Genomic DNA, 16990 nt, shown 5'->3' on the forward strand with positions numbered 1-16990 from the left:
AGAACACACAAAAGCCCAGGTCAGCTGTGGGCCAGATCATGCGTCGCGGCGCCGCCCGCTGCCCTCGCGCGGCGGAGGAAGTCGCTGATCAGGTCCAGTTCGGCTTCGCTGTACTCGTCGCAGATCTCGTCGAGCGCGCCGTTCATGCCCGAATACAGCCGGAACAGCTCGGCGTTGCGGCCGCGGACCGCGCGCACGGCGATCGCGCGCCGGTCGGTCGCCTCCGGGTCGCGTTCCCGGACGATCCAGCCGCCCTTCTGGAGGCGGTCGAGGATGCCGGTCATCGTCGCCGGGTGCAGGCCCGCGTTGCGGGCGAGCGAGCTCGGGCTCAGCGGGCCGTTGCGGGAGATCAGCTCGAGGCAGTCCAGATCGACGTCCTTGATCGCCAGACGGCCGCTGACCTGGTGGTTCAGCAACGAAAGCTGGTTGCGCAGCTCGCGTAGCGCTTCTTTCACCGCCGCGGTCGACCGCCGCCGACGGCGGGCGGCGTCGACCCCGTCACCGGGTACGGAATTCATATGATATGCTCCTCGTATCATCTGGATATCAGGCACAAGCGTAACCCGGGGGAAGGGATTCACCATGATCGTGCTCACCGGGGCGACCGGGCTGGTCGGCCGCCTGCTCGCCACCGAACTCGAGGACCACGGCGTCCGCGTCGTCACGCGCACGCCGCACAACGCGGGATTTCCTCCCGGCGTCGAGGTCGTCGAAGGCGACCCGCAACAGCCGGCGACCCTCGAGAACGCGCTGCGCGGCGCCGACGCGCTCTTCCTGCACTCGCGCGCGGTCGGCGACGCCGCGTACGACGTCGTCGCGCTGGCTCGGGAGCTGGGTGTCCGCCGGGTGGTCGCGCTCGCCGCGGCCAATGTGGACGACCGGCCCGACGCGCAGCCGTCGCGGTTCCGCGGCGACCGCAACAAGGAGGTCGACGACGCGGCCGCCGCGAGCGGCCTGGAGTGGGTCAGCCTGCGGCCCAGCTCCTTCGCGCTCAACGCCCTCACCGCGTGGGGCGGCCAGATCCGCGCCGGTGACGACGTCCGCTACGTCTACGCCGGCTTCGAGGAATCGCCGCTCCACGAACGCGACCTGGTCGACGTCCTCGGCCAAGCGTTCCTGGGTGACGACCTGCTCGGCCGGCGCGTCGACCTCACCGGCCCGGAATCGCTGTCCCACGAAGAAATGGTCCGGCAGATCGGCGTGGCGCTCGGAAGACCGTTGCGGTTCCAGGAGATTCCGGCTCCCGCCGCGGCGAAAGGCATGTTGGCCAACGGGTTGCCAGAGCCGTTCGTCACGGCGATGATGGCCCGCTACGCCGCCCACGCCGCGCGGCCGCAGTTCCCGCCGACGCCGGAGGTCGAGAAGATCCTGGGCCGCCCGGCGCGCACCTTCGCCGAGTGGGCGGCCGAACACGCCACCGACTTCGGAGCGCCGAGATGAGGCTGACGCTCTTCGCCGCGTCCGGGCGGACCGGTGCGCACGTGCTCGGCCAGGCGCTCGCCGCCGGGCACGAGGTCACGGCCGTGGTGCGGAACCCGGACGCCGTCACCGCGCCCGTCCGCATCGTCAAGGCGGACCTGACCGCGCCGGATCCGGTGGTGCTCAAGTCCGCAGTGGACGGTCGTGACGCCGTGGTCTCGGCTTTGGGACCGCGACACCACGATGAGTACGGCGTCGTGTCGAGCGGGACCCGCGCCATCGTCGAGGCGATGGGAGTGGCGGGGGTGCGGCGCCTGGTCGTCGTGAGCGTCGCCGGCATCTCGACGATCCCGACGCCGAGCCGGCCGGACCCGCCGAAGCGGGATCCGGGAATCGGGTTCTTCACGCGGACCGTGCTCTCGCCGCTAGCGAACCTGCGGTTGCGGAAGCACTACGAGGACGTCGCCTTGATGGAGCACGAGCTGCGGGTGAGCGGCCTCGACTGGACGTCGGTGCAGCTCCCGCTGCTGACCGACAATCCGCCCACCGGGCACTACCGGATCGCGTACGAACAGAGCGTCCGCGGTGGCTTCCGGATCGCGCGGGCGGATGCGGCGCACTTCGCGCTGCGTGCGCTCGGGATGCCCGAGACCGTGCGGCACTCCGTCGCGGTCGCCTACTGAGTCGTCTACTGAAGGGAGTTCGATGACCACTGCGTTCCTGGTCGTCTCGCTGGTCGCCGTGGCGCTCAACGGCTTCTCCGGCGTCGCGGCTCTGGTGCACTTCAAGCCGATCCTGCCGGGCATGGCCGTCGCCGGGGTGCCGGAGTCGTGGCTGACCTTTCCCATCGGCACGCTCAAAACGGCCGGTGCGCTGGGTCTGCTGGCGGGGGTGGTGGTGTGGCCGCCTGTCGGGGCGGCCGCGGCGGCCGGGCTGGTGCTGTTCTTCGTCTGCGCGCTCTACACGCACGTCCGGGTGCGTGACTACTCCGCTCAGTTCGGCCTGGCGAACGGCTTTCTCGCGGTGAACGCCGCCGCCCTGGGGCTCGCGCTCGCGGTCTAGGGTCGACGCGAAACCGGTGCCTCGGAGCCGGTACCTCGGAGAAGGAGTGAGATGGGAAAGGTCACGGCCACCGCGGAGCGGACGATCGACGCCCCGGCCGACAAGGTGCGCGCGCTCGTCGCGGACTACGCCGAAACGCGCCCGAAGCTGCTCACCGAGCACTACCGCGACTACGAGGTGACCGAGGGCGGCGTCGGCGCCGGGACCAAGGCCGGCTGGAAGCTGCAGGCGACCTCCAAGCGCGTGCGCGACGTCAAGGCCACCGTCAGCGAGCCGAAGCCCGGCACCCTGGTCGAGACCGACGCGAACTCCAGCATGGTCACCACCTGGACCGTCAGCGAGGCCGGTGAGAAGAGCCTGGTCCGGATCGAGACGAGCTGGGACGGCGCGGGCGGCGTCGGCGGGTTCTTCGAGAAGACGTTCGCACCGGGCGGGCTCAAGAAGATCTACGACGGCGTCCTCGGCAAGCTCGCCGAAATCGTGTGACGGTGAGCGGGGTGTGACCGGTCACCATCGGAATGTTCGCCCCGCTTGGCCGGTTGTACCGGGAGAATCCGGGGCGCCTGCCCCGCTTGACGTCTCGACCTTAGGAGTTCGACGGTGAACGCACCCGCCCAGGCGACCGAGATCCGGCTCGCTTCCCGCCCGCACGGTGTCCCCACGGACGAGAACTTCGCCATCGTGGACACCGAGATCCCGAGCCCGGGCGAGGGCCAGATCCTGGTGCGCAACCTGATCATGAGCGTCGACCCGGCGATGCGCGGGCGCATGCGCGACGTGAAGTCGTACGCGCCGCCCTTCGCGGTCGGCGAGGTGATGTACGGCGGTGCGGTCGGCGAGGTCGTCGAATCGAACGTCGACGACGTGAAGCCGGGTGAGCACGTGCTGCACCAGGCCGGCTGGCGCACCCACGCCGTGCTCGACGCGAAGCGGTTCGTGAAGGTGGACGCGTCCGCCGCGCCGCTGTCGACCTACCTCGGCGTGCTCGGCATGCCGGGCCTGACCGCGTACGCGGGCCTGCTGGAGTCCGCCGAGTTCAAGCCGGGCGACACCGTGTTCGTGTCCGGCGCGGCCGGCGCCGTCGGGTCGCTGGTCGGCCAGCTCGCGAAGCTCAAGGGTGCCAAGCGCGTCATCGGCTCGGCCGGGTCGGCGGAGAAGGTCCGCCACCTGATCGACGACCTCGGGTTCGACGCCGCCTTCAACTACAAGGACGGCCCGGTCGCGGAGCAGCTGCACCAGGCCGCGCCGGAGGGCATCGACGTCTACTTCGACAACGTCGGCGGCGAGCACCTCGAGGCCGCGATCGACGCGATCACGCTGCACGGCCGGATCGCCGTCTGCGGGATGATCTCGCAGTACAACGCCACCGAGCCGACGCCGGCACCGCGCAACCTCTCGCAGATCATCGCCAAGCGGATCACCATCCGCGGCCTGCTGGTGATCGACCACTGGGGCCTGCAGCAGCAGTTCGTCAGCGAGATCGCGCCGCTGGTGACGTCCGGGCAGATCAAGTACTCGGAGACCTTCGTCGACGGCATCCGCAACGCGCCGGAGGCGTTCCTGGGCCTGCTGTCCGGGGCCAACACCGGCAAGATGCTGGTCCGGATCGCGGAGTAACCGGCGGGGCGGGGCCCGACCCCGGCCGGCCGGGGGTCGGTGCAGCTAACCCAGCAGTGCGGCCAGTTCCGGCAGGGTCGACGCCGTGTAGGTGGGCGCGGGCGAGCCGGGCAGCGGGCGGACGCCGGGGCGGGTGAGCAATGCCGTCCGCAGGCCCGCGGCCTGCGCGCCCGCGATGTCCCAGTCGTGCGCGGCGATCATCACCGCGTCGCGCGGCTGAAGCGAATACGCGTCGAGGACCTGCCGGTACGGCTCCGGTGCCGGCTTGAGGCGGCCCGCCTGCTCGGCCGAGAAGATCCGGTCGAGCAGCGGCGCCAGCCCGGAGTTCTGCAGCTGCGCCTCGGCCGTGGCGAGCGGGGAGTTCGTCAGCGCGACGACGTCGTGGCCCGCTTCGCGCAGCTTCGTCAGGCCCTCGGCGACGTCCGGGTGGGCCGGGAGCGAACGCAGGCCGTCGCCGATCGCGGTGAGCTGGCCGGGCGTCAGCTCGCGGCCGTGGCGGGCGGCGACCTCGACGGCGGCCTGGCCGGCGATGCCCGCGAAGTCGCGGTAGCCACCCGAGGCCGTCACGGTCAGCACGGTGTGAATGGCCAGCCCGAACCACTCGCGCCGGAGTTCGGGGCTCCCGATGGTCTCGTCGAGCGCGGCGAGGTCGAGCAGGGTCTCGTTGACGTCGAAGACGCACAGCATGGGGTCAGTATTGCTTGGTCCGGGACCCTTCGTTGAGTCTCGCGTCCAGCTCTTCCACCGAAACCGGCAAGGACAGCTGGTCGCGCAGGATCGTGCCCAGGGACGGCAGCGTCGAGCGTTCCGGCCAGGTCTCCGGCTTCCACAGCGAAGACCGCAGGAACGCCTTCGCGCAGTGCATGAACAGCTCTTCGACCTCGACGACCACCGCGAGCCGCGGGCGCTTGCCCTTGACCACCAGGTCGTCGAAGTACGGCGCGTCCGACACCAGGGTCGCCCGGCCGTTGACGCGCAGCGTCTCGTTCATGCCCGGTACCAGGAACAACAGGCCCGCGTGCGGGTTGTCGACGATGTTGCGGAAGCTGTCGACGAGCTTGTTGCCGGGCCGGTCCGCGAGCACCAGCGTCCGGTCGTCGAGCACCAGCACCGAACCCGCCGGGTCGCCGCGGGGTGAGACGTCGCAGCTGCCGTCCGGTGCCGACGTCGCCAGCAGGACGAACGGCGAATGCGCGATCAGGGTGCGCGCGTGGTCGTCGATGTGGTCGAGGACCTTCTGCCGGGTCGTCGGCGACGACTCGCCGACCAGCTCCCGCAACGCCTCGTGGCTGTCGATGTGGCTGCCGATGATGCTCCCCATCACCCCAAGCTAGCCGAGAGTCCGGCCGGTGATCGCGATCCGAGCCGCTTCCGTGGACTTCGCCACGACCTGGTCCACCGAGTACCCGTGCTTCACGAAGATGCCGTCGAGCTGGAACGTGCCGTAGCCGTGGGCCTGGGTGAACAGCTGCTCCATCAGCTCCAGCGCCGTGCCCGGGTCGGGGGCGACCGTCAGGCACAGCATCAGGAACTGGTCGGTCAGCCGCCGGGTCTGCTCGTGCAGCTCCGCGTGGTCCGGGCCCTGGAGGCCGTCGGCGTAGATGACGTTCATCCCGGCTCGCCGCTCGATCAGGTAGCGCGTGTAGGCGCCGGCCGCCGCGGCCAGGGCGGCCACCGGGTCGTCGTGGGCGGCGGCCGCCGCGGTGACGCGCTCGGCGAGCTGGCAGGCGACGTGGCACGCGACCTCGGCCAGCAGGCTCTCCCGCGTCGCGAAGTGGCGGTACGGCGCGCCGGGGCTGACCTGCGCCCGCTTCGCCACCTGGGCCACCGAGAACCCGGCGAGGCCCTGCTCGGCGATCAGGTCCAGGGAGACGCGCACGAGCTCGCCTCGCAGGTCACCGTGGTGGTACTTGCCGCCCATGACGTGGCTCACATCTTCCGTTCGGAATATGTAAGAGCCCTCTTACGTAGGTCCATGTAAGAGGCCTCTTACGGAGGCTCTCGTTCACACGGTACTTCTTTTGGAGGGTTTCATGAGCACGACCACGCACGCGATCGCCGCACCGGCGCCGGGCGCGCCGCTCGCGCCGACCACGATCGAACGCCGTGACCTGCGTCCGAACGACGTGCTGATCGACATCGCCTTCGCCGGCATCTGCCACAGCGACCTCCACCAGGCGAAGGAAGACTGGGGGCAGGCGATCTTCCCGATGGTCCCGGGCCACGAGATCGCCGGCGTGGTCGCCGCGGTCGGCCCGGACGTCACCAAGTACCAGGTCGGCGACCGCGTCGGCGTCGGCTGCATGGTCGACTCCTGCGGCGAGTGCGAGTACTGCCAGGCCGGGACCGAGCAGTTCTGCGTCAAGGGCAACGTCCAGACGTACAACGGCGTCGGCTTCGACGGCGAGAACACCTACGGCGGCTACAGCCAGCAGATCGTCGTGAAGGACGCCTTCGTCTGCGGCATCCCGGAAGGCATCGACCTCGACGTGGCCGCGCCGCTGCTGTGCGCGGGCATCACCACCTACTCGCCGCTGCGCCACTGGGGCGCCGGCCCCGGCAAGAAGGTCGCCGTGATCGGCCTCGGCGGGCTCGGGCACATGGGTGTCAAGATCGCCGCCGCGATGGGCGCCGAGGTGACCGTGCTGAGCCAGAGCCTCAAGAAGCAGGAGGACGGGCTCAAGCTCGGCGCGACCGACTACTACGCGACCAGTGACGAGGCGACGTTCGACGTCCTCAAGGGCAAGTTCGACGTCATCCTCAACACCGTGTCGGCCAAGCTGCCGATCGACGCCTACCTCGGCCTGCTCAAGGTCGGCGGCGCGATGGTCAACGTCGGCGCGCCCGGCGAGCCGCTGAACTACAACGCCTTCTCGCTGCTGGGCGGCAACAAGGTGCTGGCCGGCTCGATGATCGGCGGCATCGCCGAGACCCAGGAGATGCTCGACTTCTGCGCCGAGCACCACATCGGCGCCGAGATCGAGGTCATCCCGGCCGGCAAGGTCAACGAGGCCTACGAGCGCGTCGAGAACTCCGACGTGCGCTACCGGTTCGTCATCGACACCTCGACCATCGAGGCGTGAGGATGCTGCACGGCAACCGCGTCAGAACACCACGGTGCGGTTGCCGTGCACCAGGACCCGGTTCTCCAGGTGCCAGCGCAGGCCGCGGGCGAGGGTGACCTTCTCGATGTCGCGGCCCTTGCGGACCATGTCCTCGACCGAGTCGCCGTGGTCGACGCGGATCACGTCCTGGTCGATGATCGGGCCCGCGTCGAGGTCCGCGGTGACGTAGTGGCAGGTCGCGCCGACCAGCTTCACCCCGCGCGTGTGCGCCTGGTGGTACGGCTTCGCGCCGACGAACGACGGCAGGAAGCTGTGGTGGATGTTGATCGCCCGGCCGGCCCACGCGCGGCACAGGCCGGCGGGCAGGATCTGCATGAACCGGGCCAGCACCACCGCGTGCGGGTCGTGCTCGTCGACGAGCTTGCGGACCTCTTCGAACGCCTCGGCCTTGCCGCCGGCTGGGAACGGCACGTGGTGGAACGGGATCCCGTGCGCGCGGGTGATGCCGGCGAGCGACTCGTGGTTGCCGATCACCGCGGCGACGTCGACGTCGAGCTCGCCGGACGCGACGCGGCCGAGCAGGTCGTAGAGGCAGTGCCCGGCCTTCGACACCAGCACGACCGCGCGGCGCCGTTCGCCGGTGTCGCTGACCTGCCAGCTCGACTCCGCGGACAGGTCCGCGGCCACCTCGGCGAACCGGGCCCGCAGCCCGGTCGCGTCGAACGGCAGCGAGTCCGCGCGGACGACCTGGCGGGTGAAGAACCAGCCGGTGTCCGGATCGGTGTGGTAGGCCGCTTCGACGATCCAGCCGCCGTGCTCGGCGAGGAACCCGGAGATCCGGGCGATGATGCCGGTGCGGTCGGGGCAGCCGAAGGTGATGACGTAGCGGCGTTCGGGAGCGGTCACGCCGGACAGTGTCCCCCGCCGCCGTTCAGGGGGCCGCCAGTGGTGCGAGGTCACCGGTGACGGACGCCTGGTGCGGGCGCCCCCACAGCGCGCGGTAGACGTCGTCGGCGGCGCCGGAGACCTCGGCGTTCGGTGCCCCGAACGTCCACGTGCGCTCCGGCGTCGCGACGCGCACGTCGGGCGTGATGCCGCGGCGCGGCGTGAGGAACGTCAGGTACTCGTCGATGCCGTCGTTCGCGAACTCCGGTGAGAAGCGCGTCGGTGGGACGTCGGCCAGGGCGGATTCGGCGTCGAGGCGGTGGATCGCCGTCTCGTGGGCCATCCGCCGCGTCCAGTCGCCGACCGTCACGTCGAAGCCCGGGTACGGCGAGAACGCCGGGGTTTCCGGATCCTGGCCGAAGGCTTCGCGCAGCGCCAGGCGGTGGCCGTCCCACCACCCCAGGAGGTCGTCCCAGCCTGAAGGTGGCACCGGCCGCACCGGCCGGTTCACCGCCAGGCTGACGGCGAGGCCGTGCACGAACCCGATGTGCGCCACCAGGTCATGAACAGTCCACTTCGGACAGTTCCGGACCGGCGCCGTCGGCCCGGCTGCCAGCGCCGCTCGTTTCAGCGCGTCCGCGTGGATGTCGATCGCTTCCCGCATGCGCCGACCGTAGCCGCCGCCCGCCTTCGATCGCGAGCACCAGCGCGAGCCCGAGGCCGAAGGACAGCAACAGGCCCTTCACCGGTTCGCCGGCGAACGCGGCCCCGCCGGCCAGGCCGATCAGGACGCTGTAGACCGCCCAGATCGCCGCGCCCGCCGCGTCCACCAGCACGAACCGGGGGAGCGGGTAGCCGAGGCTGCCGTTCGCGAGCGCGCTGGCGACGCGGCCGCCGGGCAGGTAGCGGGCGGCGATGATCAGCAGGCCGCCGTGGTGGCGCACCTGGTCCCGCGCCCACTCGTACCGGCGCGGCCCGGCCGGCCCGCGCCGCAGCAGCGCGAGCGCCCGCGGCCCGGCGGTGCGCCCGACGGCGTACCCGAGGCAGTCGCCGGTCCACGCGCCGCCGGCGGCGACGGCGGCGAGCAGCGCCAGCTGCGCCGGATCCGGCCCGAACAGGACGGCGACGGTGACGACGGTCGTCTCGCTCGGCATGAACGGCAGCAGCGCGTCCAACCCGGACACGGCGAAGACGAGCACCCACAGCCACGGCGAGCCCAGCGCGCCGCGCAGCAGCTCGGTGACGTGCCCCAGGAGTTCCACGGCTTCATGGTGATCACCGCAGGTCACCTACGGGTGACGCAGCGGGGTGCGGCCGGTGAACAGCGGATCTACGGGGCGACCGGGGCGACGGCGGCCCACGGCACGGTCAGCTCGCCGAGCCGGATGCGCCCCGGCGGGCCCAGCACCGGCCAGCCGCGGGAACCCAGCAGCCGCACCGTCTCCAGCCAGCGGGAGCGGGCGCCGAACGCCTGGTGCGGGGCCGCGGCCGCCCAGCAAGCGTCCAGTGTGGCCAGCAGCTCGTGGACGCGCTCGCCGGGGACGTTCCGGTGGATCAGCGCCTTCGGCAGCCGCTCGGCCACCGTCGACGGCCGGTCCAGGCCCGCGAGCCGGACCGACAGCGTCAGCGAGACCGGGCCGTCGCGGGACACCAGGACCCACGTCGACAGGCGGCCGATCTCGTCGCACGTGCCTTCGACCAGGAGCCCTTCAGGGGGCATCGACTCCAGCATCAGCTGCCACGCGCCCGCGACCTCGTGCTCCGCGTACTGGCGCAGCACGTTGAACGCCCGGACGAGCACCGGGCGCGTGCCGGCCAGCTCGAACCCGCCGCGCCGGAACGAAAGCCAGGGCGGCGACGCCGCGGACTGCGCGAAGGCCACCCGCGCGGCGTCCAGCTCCAGGCCCAGCACCCGGACGTCGGGGCGGACCCGGCGCAGCCAGCGGGCCAGCTCCACGGTGGTCACCGGGGACGCGCCGTACCCGAGGTCGACGACCAGGGGTGAGCCGGCCGCGCGCAGCAAGCGGGTCGTCGGCGGCGCGGTGGCGATCCACCGGTCGACCCGGCGCAGGCGGTTGGGGTTGGTCGTTCCTCTGGTCGGCGCGCCGACCGGGCTCAGGCGGCGTCGGCCAGCCACTTCGCGGAGAATTCGGCTTCGCGGTCCAGCAGTTTGGTGACTTGTTCGGCGATCACGCTCTCCAGCTTCGCGCCGAACAGCGGGATCCGCACGACCACCTCGCCGCTCGTCCGCAGCGCCGTCTTGCCGCCGTCGGCCAGCAGCGCCGTCCGCGCCTTGATCTCACCCGGGACGCCGCCGACCTCGACCGACGCCTTGCCCTGGTACTCCGCGCCGGACGGCTGCCAGATCTGTGTGCGGGTCACGATCAGGTCGCCCTTGTGGAGCGTCCGGACGGCCTGCGGCAGCTTGTCGGCGCTGATGCCCTGCCGCAGCTGGTAGCGCAGGCCCTTCTCGGAGACCTCGTACGCGAGCAGCGCCGCGCCGTGGCCGCCGAGCTCGTCCAGGCGCGCCCGCAGTGCTTCTTCCCCGGCCACCGCGGGGTACACGGCGGCGACATCGGCGGCGAAGTCAGCACGGTGCTCGATCCGGGATCCCATGGGCCGGACAGTACCGTCAGACGCGTGAACACCGCCCGTACTCCCGCACTCCCGAAGCTCTCGGCGTACACCACGCTGCGCCTCGGCGGCCCGGCCCGCCGGTTCGTCAGTGCCGTGACCAGCGAAGATCTCGTCGCGGCGGTCCGCGAGGCCGACGCGGCGGGCGAGCCGGTGCTGCTGCTCGGCGGCGGCTCCAACCTGGTGGTCGGCGACGCGGGGTTCGACGGCGCGGTCGTCGAGGTGGCCAACACCGGCTGGCGGCGTGACGGCGCGATCGTCGAGGTCGAAGCCGGGCAGAACTGGGACGCCTTCGTCGCCGGCCTGGTCGAGGCGGGCCTGGGCGGGCTCGAGTGCCTCTCCGGCATCCCGGGCAGCGTCGGCGCGACGCCGATCCAGAACGTCGGCGCGTACGGCTGCGAGGTCGCCGAGTCGATCGTCTCGCTGGAGCTGTACGACCGCGTGACGCGCGAAGTGCGCACGCTCAAGGCCGACGAGCTCGGCTTCGCCTACCGCACCAGCATCCTCAAGGGCACCGACACCGGCGTCGTCCTCTCGGTCCGCTTCGAGGTCCGCGAAGACGGCCTCTCCGCGCCGGTCCGCTACGCCGAGCTCGCGCGCACGCTCGGCGTCGAGATCGGCTCGCGCGTGCCGGCCGCCGACGCGCGCGAAGCCGTCCTCGGGCTGCGTCGCGGCAAGGGCATGGTGCTCGACCCGGCCGACCACGACACGTGGAGCGCGGGCTCGTTCTTCACCAACCCGATCGTCCCGGCGGCCGACGCCGAGGCGGTGCTGGCCCGCATCGCGGCCAGCGTCGAGGGCTCCGCGCCGCAGTACCCGGCCGACGGTGGCGTCAAGCTGTCCGCGGCCTGGCTGATCGAGCGCGCCGGCTTCGGCAAGGGGTACCCCGGGCCGGGGAACCGCGTCTCGCTGTCGACCAAGCACACGCTCGCGCTGACCAACCGCGGCGACGCGACGACGGAGGACCTGCTCACGCTGGCCCGCGAGGTCCGCGACGGCGTCCACGAGCGCTTCGGCGTCCGCCTGCGGCCCGAACCGCTCTTGATCAACTGCGTCATTTGAGCCGAAACGGGCAACCTGGACGTGTATCAGACGTCTTTGTCGACAACGGTGACGTCCACCTGAACGGATGGTCTTTACCTTTCGGCAGGTAACGTCAGGCGGGTCACCAGCGCTAAGGGCGTGGAACCGCTGGTCGGCGGGGGAACTCGGGAGGAATTCGTGATCGAACGGCGCTTGGTCTTCAAGGCGGCTCTCGCGGCGGGGGCCGCTGTGGTCGTCGCGGCGTGTTCGGGCACGAACGACGGCACCGCGCTGCCCACCGGGGCCGCGAACGCCGACGGCGAGGGCGGCGGCGCGCAGCCCGTGGCGAAGATCACGGCCGAGCCGGCCGCGAACGTCAAGGACGCCCCGGTCCTCAAGCCCGTCGTGATCAAGGTCGCCGACGGCAAGCTCACCGAGTGCAAGGTCACCGCCGACGGCGGCAAGGACGTCAAGGGCGACACCTCGCCCGACGGGCTCACCTGGACCAGCTCCGAACCGCTCGGCTACGGCAAGAAGTACACCTACGCGGCCAAGGCCACCGGCAGCGACGGCAAGCCGGTCGAGTTCACCGGCACCTTCACCACGGTCAGCCCGGCCAAGCAGGTCCGCGCCACGCTCAACCCGGCCGACAACGCCCAGGTCGGCGTGGCCATGCCGATCAGCGTCAAGTTCGCGTCGCCGGTCAAGGACCGCGCGGCCGTCGAGAAGGCCCTGTCCGTGAAGACGGACAAGAACGTCGAGGGCGCCTGGGGCTGGCTGTCCGACAGCCAGGTCGACTTCCGGCCGAAGGAGTACTGGCCGCAGAACATCACGGTGAACGTCGAGGCGAAGCTGTACGGCGTCGAGCTGGGCGGCGGCGCGTACGGCAAGGCCGACGTCACCACGAAGTTCAAGATCGGCCGCAACCAGGTGGTCAAGGTCAACACCCCGGAGCACCAGATGCACGTCTACCGCGGCGGCTCGCAGGTCAAGAGCTACCCGTGCGCGAACGGGCTGGACGCCGAGGTCGACCGCAACACCCCGAACGGCACCTACATCGTGATGAGCAAGGAGCCGACGGCGGTCTTCGACAACGCCCGCTACGGCTACACGAACGTCAACAAGAAGTGGGCCTGCCGGTTCTCCAACCACGGCGAGTACATCCACGAGAACCAGGACAACGCGGCCAACATCGGGAAGACCAACAACTCCCACGGCTGCGTCAACCTGCTCGAGGCCGACGCCAAGGACTACTTCGACTCCGCGCTGGTCGGCGACCCGGTCGAGATCACCGGCTCCAAGCTCGGCGCGCCGATGGCCTCGGACGTCAAGGACTGGAACTACTCCTGGTCGGCCTGGCAGGCGCTGGGCGCGAAGTAACCCGTGCGCACCGAGGTCGTCGGACACGGCGGGACGCGGCTCGGCCTGCGGGTCGAGGGGGCCGGCAACAGCAGGCCGATCGTGTTCGTGCACGGCTGGGCGCAGTCGTCCGGCGCCTGGGCCGCGCAGCTGGCCGACCCGGCGCTGACCGAGCGGTTCCGCCTGGTCGCGATGGACCTGCGCGGGCACGGCGCGTCCGACGTCCCGGCCTCCGGGTACGACGACCCGGTGGTCTGGGCCGACGACCTCGCCGCGGTGCTCGACTTCGCCGGGCCTGACGCGATCGTCGTCGCCTGGTCGTACGGCGGCCTGGTGCTGACCGACCACATCCGGGTGCACGGCACCGCACGGCTGCGCGGGATCGTGCTCGTCGGCGCGATCACCGAGATCGGCCGCGATCGGCCGGGCGGGCGCGTCGGCTCGCTGATGCGCGAGCACATGCGCGCGATGCTTTCGGACGATCCGGACATCGCGGTCCCGGCGCTCACGGCGTTCAGCCGCGACATGGTGACCCGCCCGATCCCCGGCACGCAGGCCCAGGCCCTGCTCGGCGCGTCTCTCGGCGTGCCGCCCGCGGTGCGGGCGGCGTTGTTCCGCCGCGACGTCGGCAGCGACGACGTCCTGGCCGCGATCGACAAACCCGCCCTGGTCGTGCACGGTTCCCAAGACCGCGTGATCGACTCCGCGGCGGCGAAGCACACGATCGGGAAGATTCCGGGGGCCACCGGACGTTGGTTCCTTGGCGGGGGTCATGCGCCCTTCGCCGAGGCCGCGGACGAGTTCGACGCGGTGCTCCGGCAGTTCGCCGAGGAATGCTGACGTAGAACGCGGGAGACGAGACCAGGTGACCAGCTCCATCCGGGGGTTCCGTGCTGCGCCGCGACGGGTAGCGGTGTTGTCCGTACACACTTCGCCGCTCGAGCAGCCGGGGACCGGCGACGCGGGCGGGATGAACGTCTACGTCAGCCAGACGGCGACCGAGATGGCCCGCCGCGGCGTCGAGGTCGAGGTGTTCACCCGCGCGACGGCGTCGGACCAGCCGCCGGTGGCCGAGCTGGCGCCGGGTGTGACCGTCCGGCACGTGCAGGCCGGCCCCTTCGAGCCGCTGAGCCGCGACGAGCTGCCCGCGCAGCTGTGCGCGTTCACCTCCGGCGTGCTGCGCACCGAGGCCTTCCACGAGCCCGGGTACTACGACCTCATCCACTCGCACTACTGGCTTTCGGGCCAGGTCGGCTGGCTCGCCCGCGACCGCTGGTCCGTGCCGCTGGTGCACACCGCGCACACCCTGGCGAAGGTGAAGAACGCCGCGCTCGCCGAGGGCGACAAGCCCGAGCCGCGGCTGCGTGTGATCGGCGAGGAGCAGGTCGTCGCCGAGGCGGACAGGCTGGTCGCCAACACCCCGGTCGAGGCGCGGCAGCTCATCGACCTCTACGGCGCCGAGCCGCACGCGGTGCACGCCGTGCCGCCGGGTGTCGACCTCGAGCGCTTCACCCCGGGCCCGAAGAACGTCGCGCGCGCCGAGCTCGGCCTGCCCGGCGACGCCGTCGTGCTGGCGTTCGCCGGCCGGATCCAGCCGCTGAAGGCGCCGGACGTGTTGCTGCACGCCGCCGAGGCGCTGCTGCGCCGGCGGCCGGAACTGGCGTCGAAGCTGATCGTGCTGATCGTCGGCGGGCCGTCCGGCACCGGGCTGGAGCAGCCGCAGGCGCTGCGCGAGCTCGCCGTCTCCCTCGGCATCGAGGCGCAGGTCCGCTTCCTGCCGCCGCAGCCCGGCCCGGCGCTCGCCCGGGTGTTCCGCGCCGCCGACGTCGTCGCGGTGCCCAGCTACAACGAGTCGTTCGGGCTGGTCGCGCTGGAGGCGCAGGCCTGCGGGACGCCGGTGGTCGCCGCCGACGTCGGCGGGCTGCCGATGGCGGTGCCGCACGGCGTCTCCGGGCTGCTGGTGCCGGGGCACGGCGCCGAGGAGTGGGCGGACGCGCTGGCCGCGGTCGCGCTGCGCCCGGACCGGTGCGCCGAGCTCGGTGCCAACGCCGTCCTGCACGCGCGGCACTTCTCCTGGCGTCGTACGACGGACGCGCTGCTCGACATCTATGCTCAGGCCACCAGCGCGTTCTCCCACGCCCTGGAGCTGCGCGCGGAGGTGGCGGTGTGAGTCTCGACGAGCTGATCAAGTCCACTTTGGACGACGCGGACCTGAAGTACGACCGGCGGGGCCCGGGAAAGTACTTCGTCACGTTGCCGGGAACCAAGAAGCTGCAGACGAACGCGTGGCTCGTCGACGGCGACCACGCGTTCTCCGTGGAGGCGTTCGTCTGCCGGCGGCCCGACGAGTCCCATGAGGACGTTTACCGATTCCTGTTGCAGCGCAACGCGAAGCTCTACGGCGTCCATTACACAGTGGACAGTCTCGGTGACATCTACCTGGTCGGCCGGTTCGGCAAGGAGACGCTGAGCGCCGAAGAGCTCGACAAGGTGCTCGGCCAGGTACTCGAAGCCGCCGACGGCGACTTCAACACCCTGCTGGAGATCGGCTTCGCGACGTCGATCAAGCGCGAGTGGGACTGGCGCGTCTCCCGCGGCGAGTCCTTGGCCAACCTCGAGGCGTTCAAGCACCTCGTCGAGCCCGCGAAGCCGCACGAACCAGGCTTGACCGAGTCGTGACCCGGCCCGTGCAACGGGGCTGAACCGGACATCCGTCTCACCGCCAGTCGAAACTGGAGGGAGACGCAGGATGCGGACTCGATGGAGAACCCTGTTCGCGGTCGCGGGCGTGGCGTTCGTGCTGGCCGGCTGCTCGGCGAACGAGAACGGCACGTCGTCCTCGGCGGACAGTGCCGGGATCGGCCCGGCTCCGGCGGTGCCGCAGCAGCCGCAGCAGGGGACCGCGGGCAACGGGAAAGCCGAGCCGAACAAGGGGCAGCCGGTCCCCGCGCCGCAGGCCGGGGCGGCCGATCGCAAGCTTTCGCGCAGCGCGCGGCTCGAGCTGACCGCCACGAAGGTCACCGACGTCGTCGCGGAGGCGCGGGGGATCGCGCAGGGCGCCGGGGGGTACACCGGGCAGGAGAGCACCGGCGACCGGTTGGCGACGCTCAGCCTCGCCGTGCCCGCCGAGAAGCTGGACGGCGTGCTCGACCAGCTCTCGCACCTGGGCACCAGCCTGGTGAAGCGGGAGCTGAACACCCAGGACGTCACCGAGCAGACCATCGACGTCGAAGCGCGGCTGGCGACGCAGCGGGCGTCGGTGGAGCGGATCCGCGCGTTGCTCGCGAAGGCGACCTCGGTGTCGGAGATCGCTTCGGTGGAAAGTGAGCTCACGAGCCGCGAAGCCACTCTCGAATCCCTTGAACAGCAACGGAATTCGCTCGCGGGCAGTGTCGCGATGTCGACCGTCGCGATGACCATCCGGAACGTGGCCGCGCCGCCGCCCGCCGAAGAGGACCACAGCGGGTTCCTCGGTGGCCTGGCCGGCGGCTGGGACGCGTTCCTCGTCTTCGGCGGCGGCCTGCTGACGGTGCTGGGCGCGATCGCGCCGTTCCTGCTGATCCTCGGCCCGCTCGCCTGGGCGGGCTGGTGGCTGCACCGGCGTCGCCGGGCGGCGCGGCCGGAACCCGTGACGCCCGAGGTGTGAAGCGGGCAGGCGGGACGGCTCGAGGGAGGGGGGAGTCGCGATCTCGAGCCGCCCCGCTGAAGTTCCCGCCGATCAGGACCCGGTGACGAGGGGGGTGCCAACGGGGCCGGCGGGCCGCGGCTCGGCAGGGGGGAGACGAGCCGCGGTCAAAGCCCGAAACCGGCCGGGGAGTGCGTGGAATCCGGCCGCTCGGGACTTAGTCAACCTGTCAGAACTCGACCTGTAATCACAAGACTACACACTAGTCCGTTCGAGTGAACTTTGCGCAGACCGATAACGC

21 protein-coding genes are annotated in these 16990 nt (G+C 71.3%); 12 read left to right on the forward strand and 9 right to left on the reverse strand.

Features of this window, described 5'->3' with window-relative positions; all coding sequences use genetic code 11:
- Positions 1 to 20: 20 nt before the first annotated feature.
- Positions 21 to 518: a MarR family transcriptional regulator gene (locus MUY22_RS14685; RefSeq protein WP_247060234.1), complete on the reverse strand. Its 498-nt coding sequence runs from the start codon at positions 516 to 518 to the stop codon at positions 21 to 23.
- A 64-nt stretch (positions 519 to 582) separates the two neighbouring features.
- Between MUY22_RS14685 and MUY22_RS14690 the strand changes: the two genes are divergently transcribed.
- From MUY22_RS14690 to MUY22_RS14710, 5 genes are all read left to right on the forward strand, one after another.
- On the forward strand, positions 583 to 1440 hold the full coding sequence (locus MUY22_RS14690; protein WP_247060235.1) for an NAD(P)H-binding protein: 858 nt from the start codon (positions 583 to 585) through the stop codon (positions 1438 to 1440).
- A complete protein-coding gene (locus MUY22_RS14695) occupies positions 1437 to 2102 on the forward strand; it encodes an NAD(P)-dependent oxidoreductase (RefSeq protein WP_247060236.1) in 666 nt (221 codons plus the stop codon). The genes MUY22_RS14690 and MUY22_RS14695 overlap by 4 nt, the downstream gene beginning before the upstream one ends.
- A 22-nt stretch (positions 2103 to 2124) precedes the next feature.
- The gene (locus tag MUY22_RS14700) at positions 2125 to 2481 is read left to right on the forward strand and encodes a DoxX family protein (RefSeq protein WP_247060237.1); all 357 of its coding nucleotides are present in this window, start codon (positions 2125 to 2127) and stop codon (positions 2479 to 2481) included.
- A 51-nt stretch (positions 2482 to 2532) separates the two neighbouring features.
- Positions 2533 to 2967: an SRPBCC family protein gene (locus MUY22_RS14705; protein ID WP_247060238.1), complete on the forward strand. Its 435-nt coding sequence runs from the start codon at positions 2533 to 2535 to the stop codon at positions 2965 to 2967.
- A gap of 114 nt (positions 2968 to 3081) precedes the next feature.
- Complete coding sequence (locus tag MUY22_RS14710) at positions 3082 to 4098, forward strand: NADP-dependent oxidoreductase (protein ID WP_247060239.1); 1017 nt, start codon at positions 3082 to 3084, stop codon at positions 4096 to 4098.
- Between the two features lie 45 nt (positions 4099 to 4143).
- Here MUY22_RS14710 and MUY22_RS14715 read toward each other — a convergent pair whose 3' ends face one another.
- From MUY22_RS14715 to MUY22_RS14725, 3 genes are read right to left on the reverse strand one after another with little or no spacing between them, the layout of a single operon-like run.
- Entirely contained in the window at positions 4144 to 4785 is a 642-nt protein-coding gene (locus MUY22_RS14715; RefSeq protein WP_247060240.1) for a haloacid dehalogenase type II, read from the reverse strand.
- Positions 4786 to 4789: 4 nt separating this feature from the next.
- A complete protein-coding gene (locus MUY22_RS14720) occupies positions 4790 to 5419 on the reverse strand; it encodes a pyridoxamine 5'-phosphate oxidase family protein (RefSeq protein ID WP_247060242.1) in 630 nt (209 codons plus the stop codon).
- A 9-nt stretch (positions 5420 to 5428) separates the two neighbouring features.
- Positions 5429 to 6031: a TetR/AcrR family transcriptional regulator gene (locus MUY22_RS14725; RefSeq protein WP_247060244.1), complete on the reverse strand. Its 603-nt coding sequence runs from the start codon at positions 6029 to 6031 to the stop codon at positions 5429 to 5431.
- A 100-nt stretch (positions 6032 to 6131) separates the two neighbouring features.
- On the opposite strand from MUY22_RS14725, the gene MUY22_RS14730 reads away from it, so the two are divergent.
- Positions 6132 to 7181, forward strand: a complete 1050-nt coding sequence (locus MUY22_RS14730; protein ID WP_247060246.1) for an NAD(P)-dependent alcohol dehydrogenase — start codon at positions 6132 to 6134, stop codon at positions 7179 to 7181.
- Positions 7182 to 7202: 21 nt separating this feature from the next.
- On the opposite strand, the gene purU is transcribed toward MUY22_RS14730, so the two are convergent.
- The 5 genes from purU to MUY22_RS14755 form a co-directional block, all read right to left on the reverse strand.
- Positions 7203 to 8069: a formyltetrahydrofolate deformylase gene (purU, locus tag MUY22_RS14735; RefSeq protein ID WP_247060247.1), complete on the reverse strand. Its 867-nt coding sequence runs from the start codon at positions 8067 to 8069 to the stop codon at positions 7203 to 7205.
- 25 nt (positions 8070 to 8094) lie between these two features.
- Positions 8095 to 8712 carry a maleylpyruvate isomerase family mycothiol-dependent enzyme gene (locus MUY22_RS14740; protein ID WP_247060248.1) on the reverse strand — a complete coding sequence of 206 codons (618 nt, stop codon included), beginning with the start codon at positions 8710 to 8712 and terminating at the stop codon, positions 8095 to 8097.
- Positions 8609 to 9310, reverse strand: coding sequence for a DedA family protein (locus MUY22_RS14745; protein WP_247060249.1), 702 nt, complete (start codon positions 9308 to 9310; stop codon positions 8609 to 8611). The genes MUY22_RS14740 and MUY22_RS14745 overlap by 104 nt, the downstream gene beginning before the upstream one ends.
- A 68-nt stretch (positions 9311 to 9378) precedes the next feature.
- Positions 9379 to 10185 (reverse strand): class I SAM-dependent methyltransferase, encoded by an 807-nt coding sequence (locus tag MUY22_RS14750; protein ID WP_247060250.1) that lies wholly within the window; start codon positions 10183 to 10185, stop codon positions 9379 to 9381.
- Positions 10164 to 10664, reverse strand: a complete 501-nt coding sequence (locus tag MUY22_RS14755) for a DUF2505 domain-containing protein (protein ID WP_247060251.1) — start codon at positions 10662 to 10664, stop codon at positions 10164 to 10166. The genes MUY22_RS14750 and MUY22_RS14755 overlap by 22 nt, the downstream gene beginning before the upstream one ends.
- A gap of 24 nt (positions 10665 to 10688) precedes the next feature.
- On the opposite strand from MUY22_RS14755, the gene MUY22_RS14760 reads away from it, so the two are divergent.
- From MUY22_RS14760 to MUY22_RS14785, 6 genes are all read left to right on the forward strand, one after another.
- Positions 10689 to 11744, forward strand: a complete 1056-nt coding sequence (locus tag MUY22_RS14760; RefSeq protein ID WP_247060252.1) for a UDP-N-acetylmuramate dehydrogenase — start codon at positions 10689 to 10691, stop codon at positions 11742 to 11744.
- Positions 11745 to 11903: 159 nt separating this feature from the next.
- Positions 11904 to 13085, forward strand: a complete 1182-nt coding sequence (locus MUY22_RS14765) for an Ig-like domain-containing protein (RefSeq protein WP_247060253.1) — start codon at positions 11904 to 11906, stop codon at positions 13083 to 13085.
- Between the two features lie 3 nt (positions 13086 to 13088).
- Complete coding sequence (locus tag MUY22_RS14770; protein ID WP_247060254.1) at positions 13089 to 13904, forward strand: alpha/beta fold hydrolase; 816 nt, start codon at positions 13089 to 13091, stop codon at positions 13902 to 13904.
- A gap of 25 nt (positions 13905 to 13929) precedes the next feature.
- Positions 13930 to 15234 (forward strand): D-inositol-3-phosphate glycosyltransferase, encoded by a 1305-nt coding sequence (gene mshA, locus MUY22_RS14775; RefSeq protein WP_247060255.1) that lies wholly within the window; start codon positions 13930 to 13932, stop codon positions 15232 to 15234.
- Positions 15231 to 15743 (forward strand): YbjN domain-containing protein, encoded by a 513-nt coding sequence (locus MUY22_RS14780; RefSeq protein WP_247060256.1) that lies wholly within the window; start codon positions 15231 to 15233, stop codon positions 15741 to 15743. The genes mshA and MUY22_RS14780 overlap by 4 nt, the downstream gene beginning before the upstream one ends.
- A 70-nt stretch (positions 15744 to 15813) precedes the next feature.
- Positions 15814 to 16710: a DUF4349 domain-containing protein gene (locus MUY22_RS14785; RefSeq protein WP_247060257.1), complete on the forward strand. Its 897-nt coding sequence runs from the start codon at positions 15814 to 15816 to the stop codon at positions 16708 to 16710.
- The last annotated feature ends 280 nt before the right edge of the window (positions 16711 to 16990 follow it).

Origin of the sequence: Amycolatopsis sp. WQ 127309 (genome assembly GCF_023023025.1) — a bacterium.
Taxonomy (GTDB): domain Bacteria; phylum Actinomycetota; class Actinomycetes; order Mycobacteriales; family Pseudonocardiaceae; genus Amycolatopsis.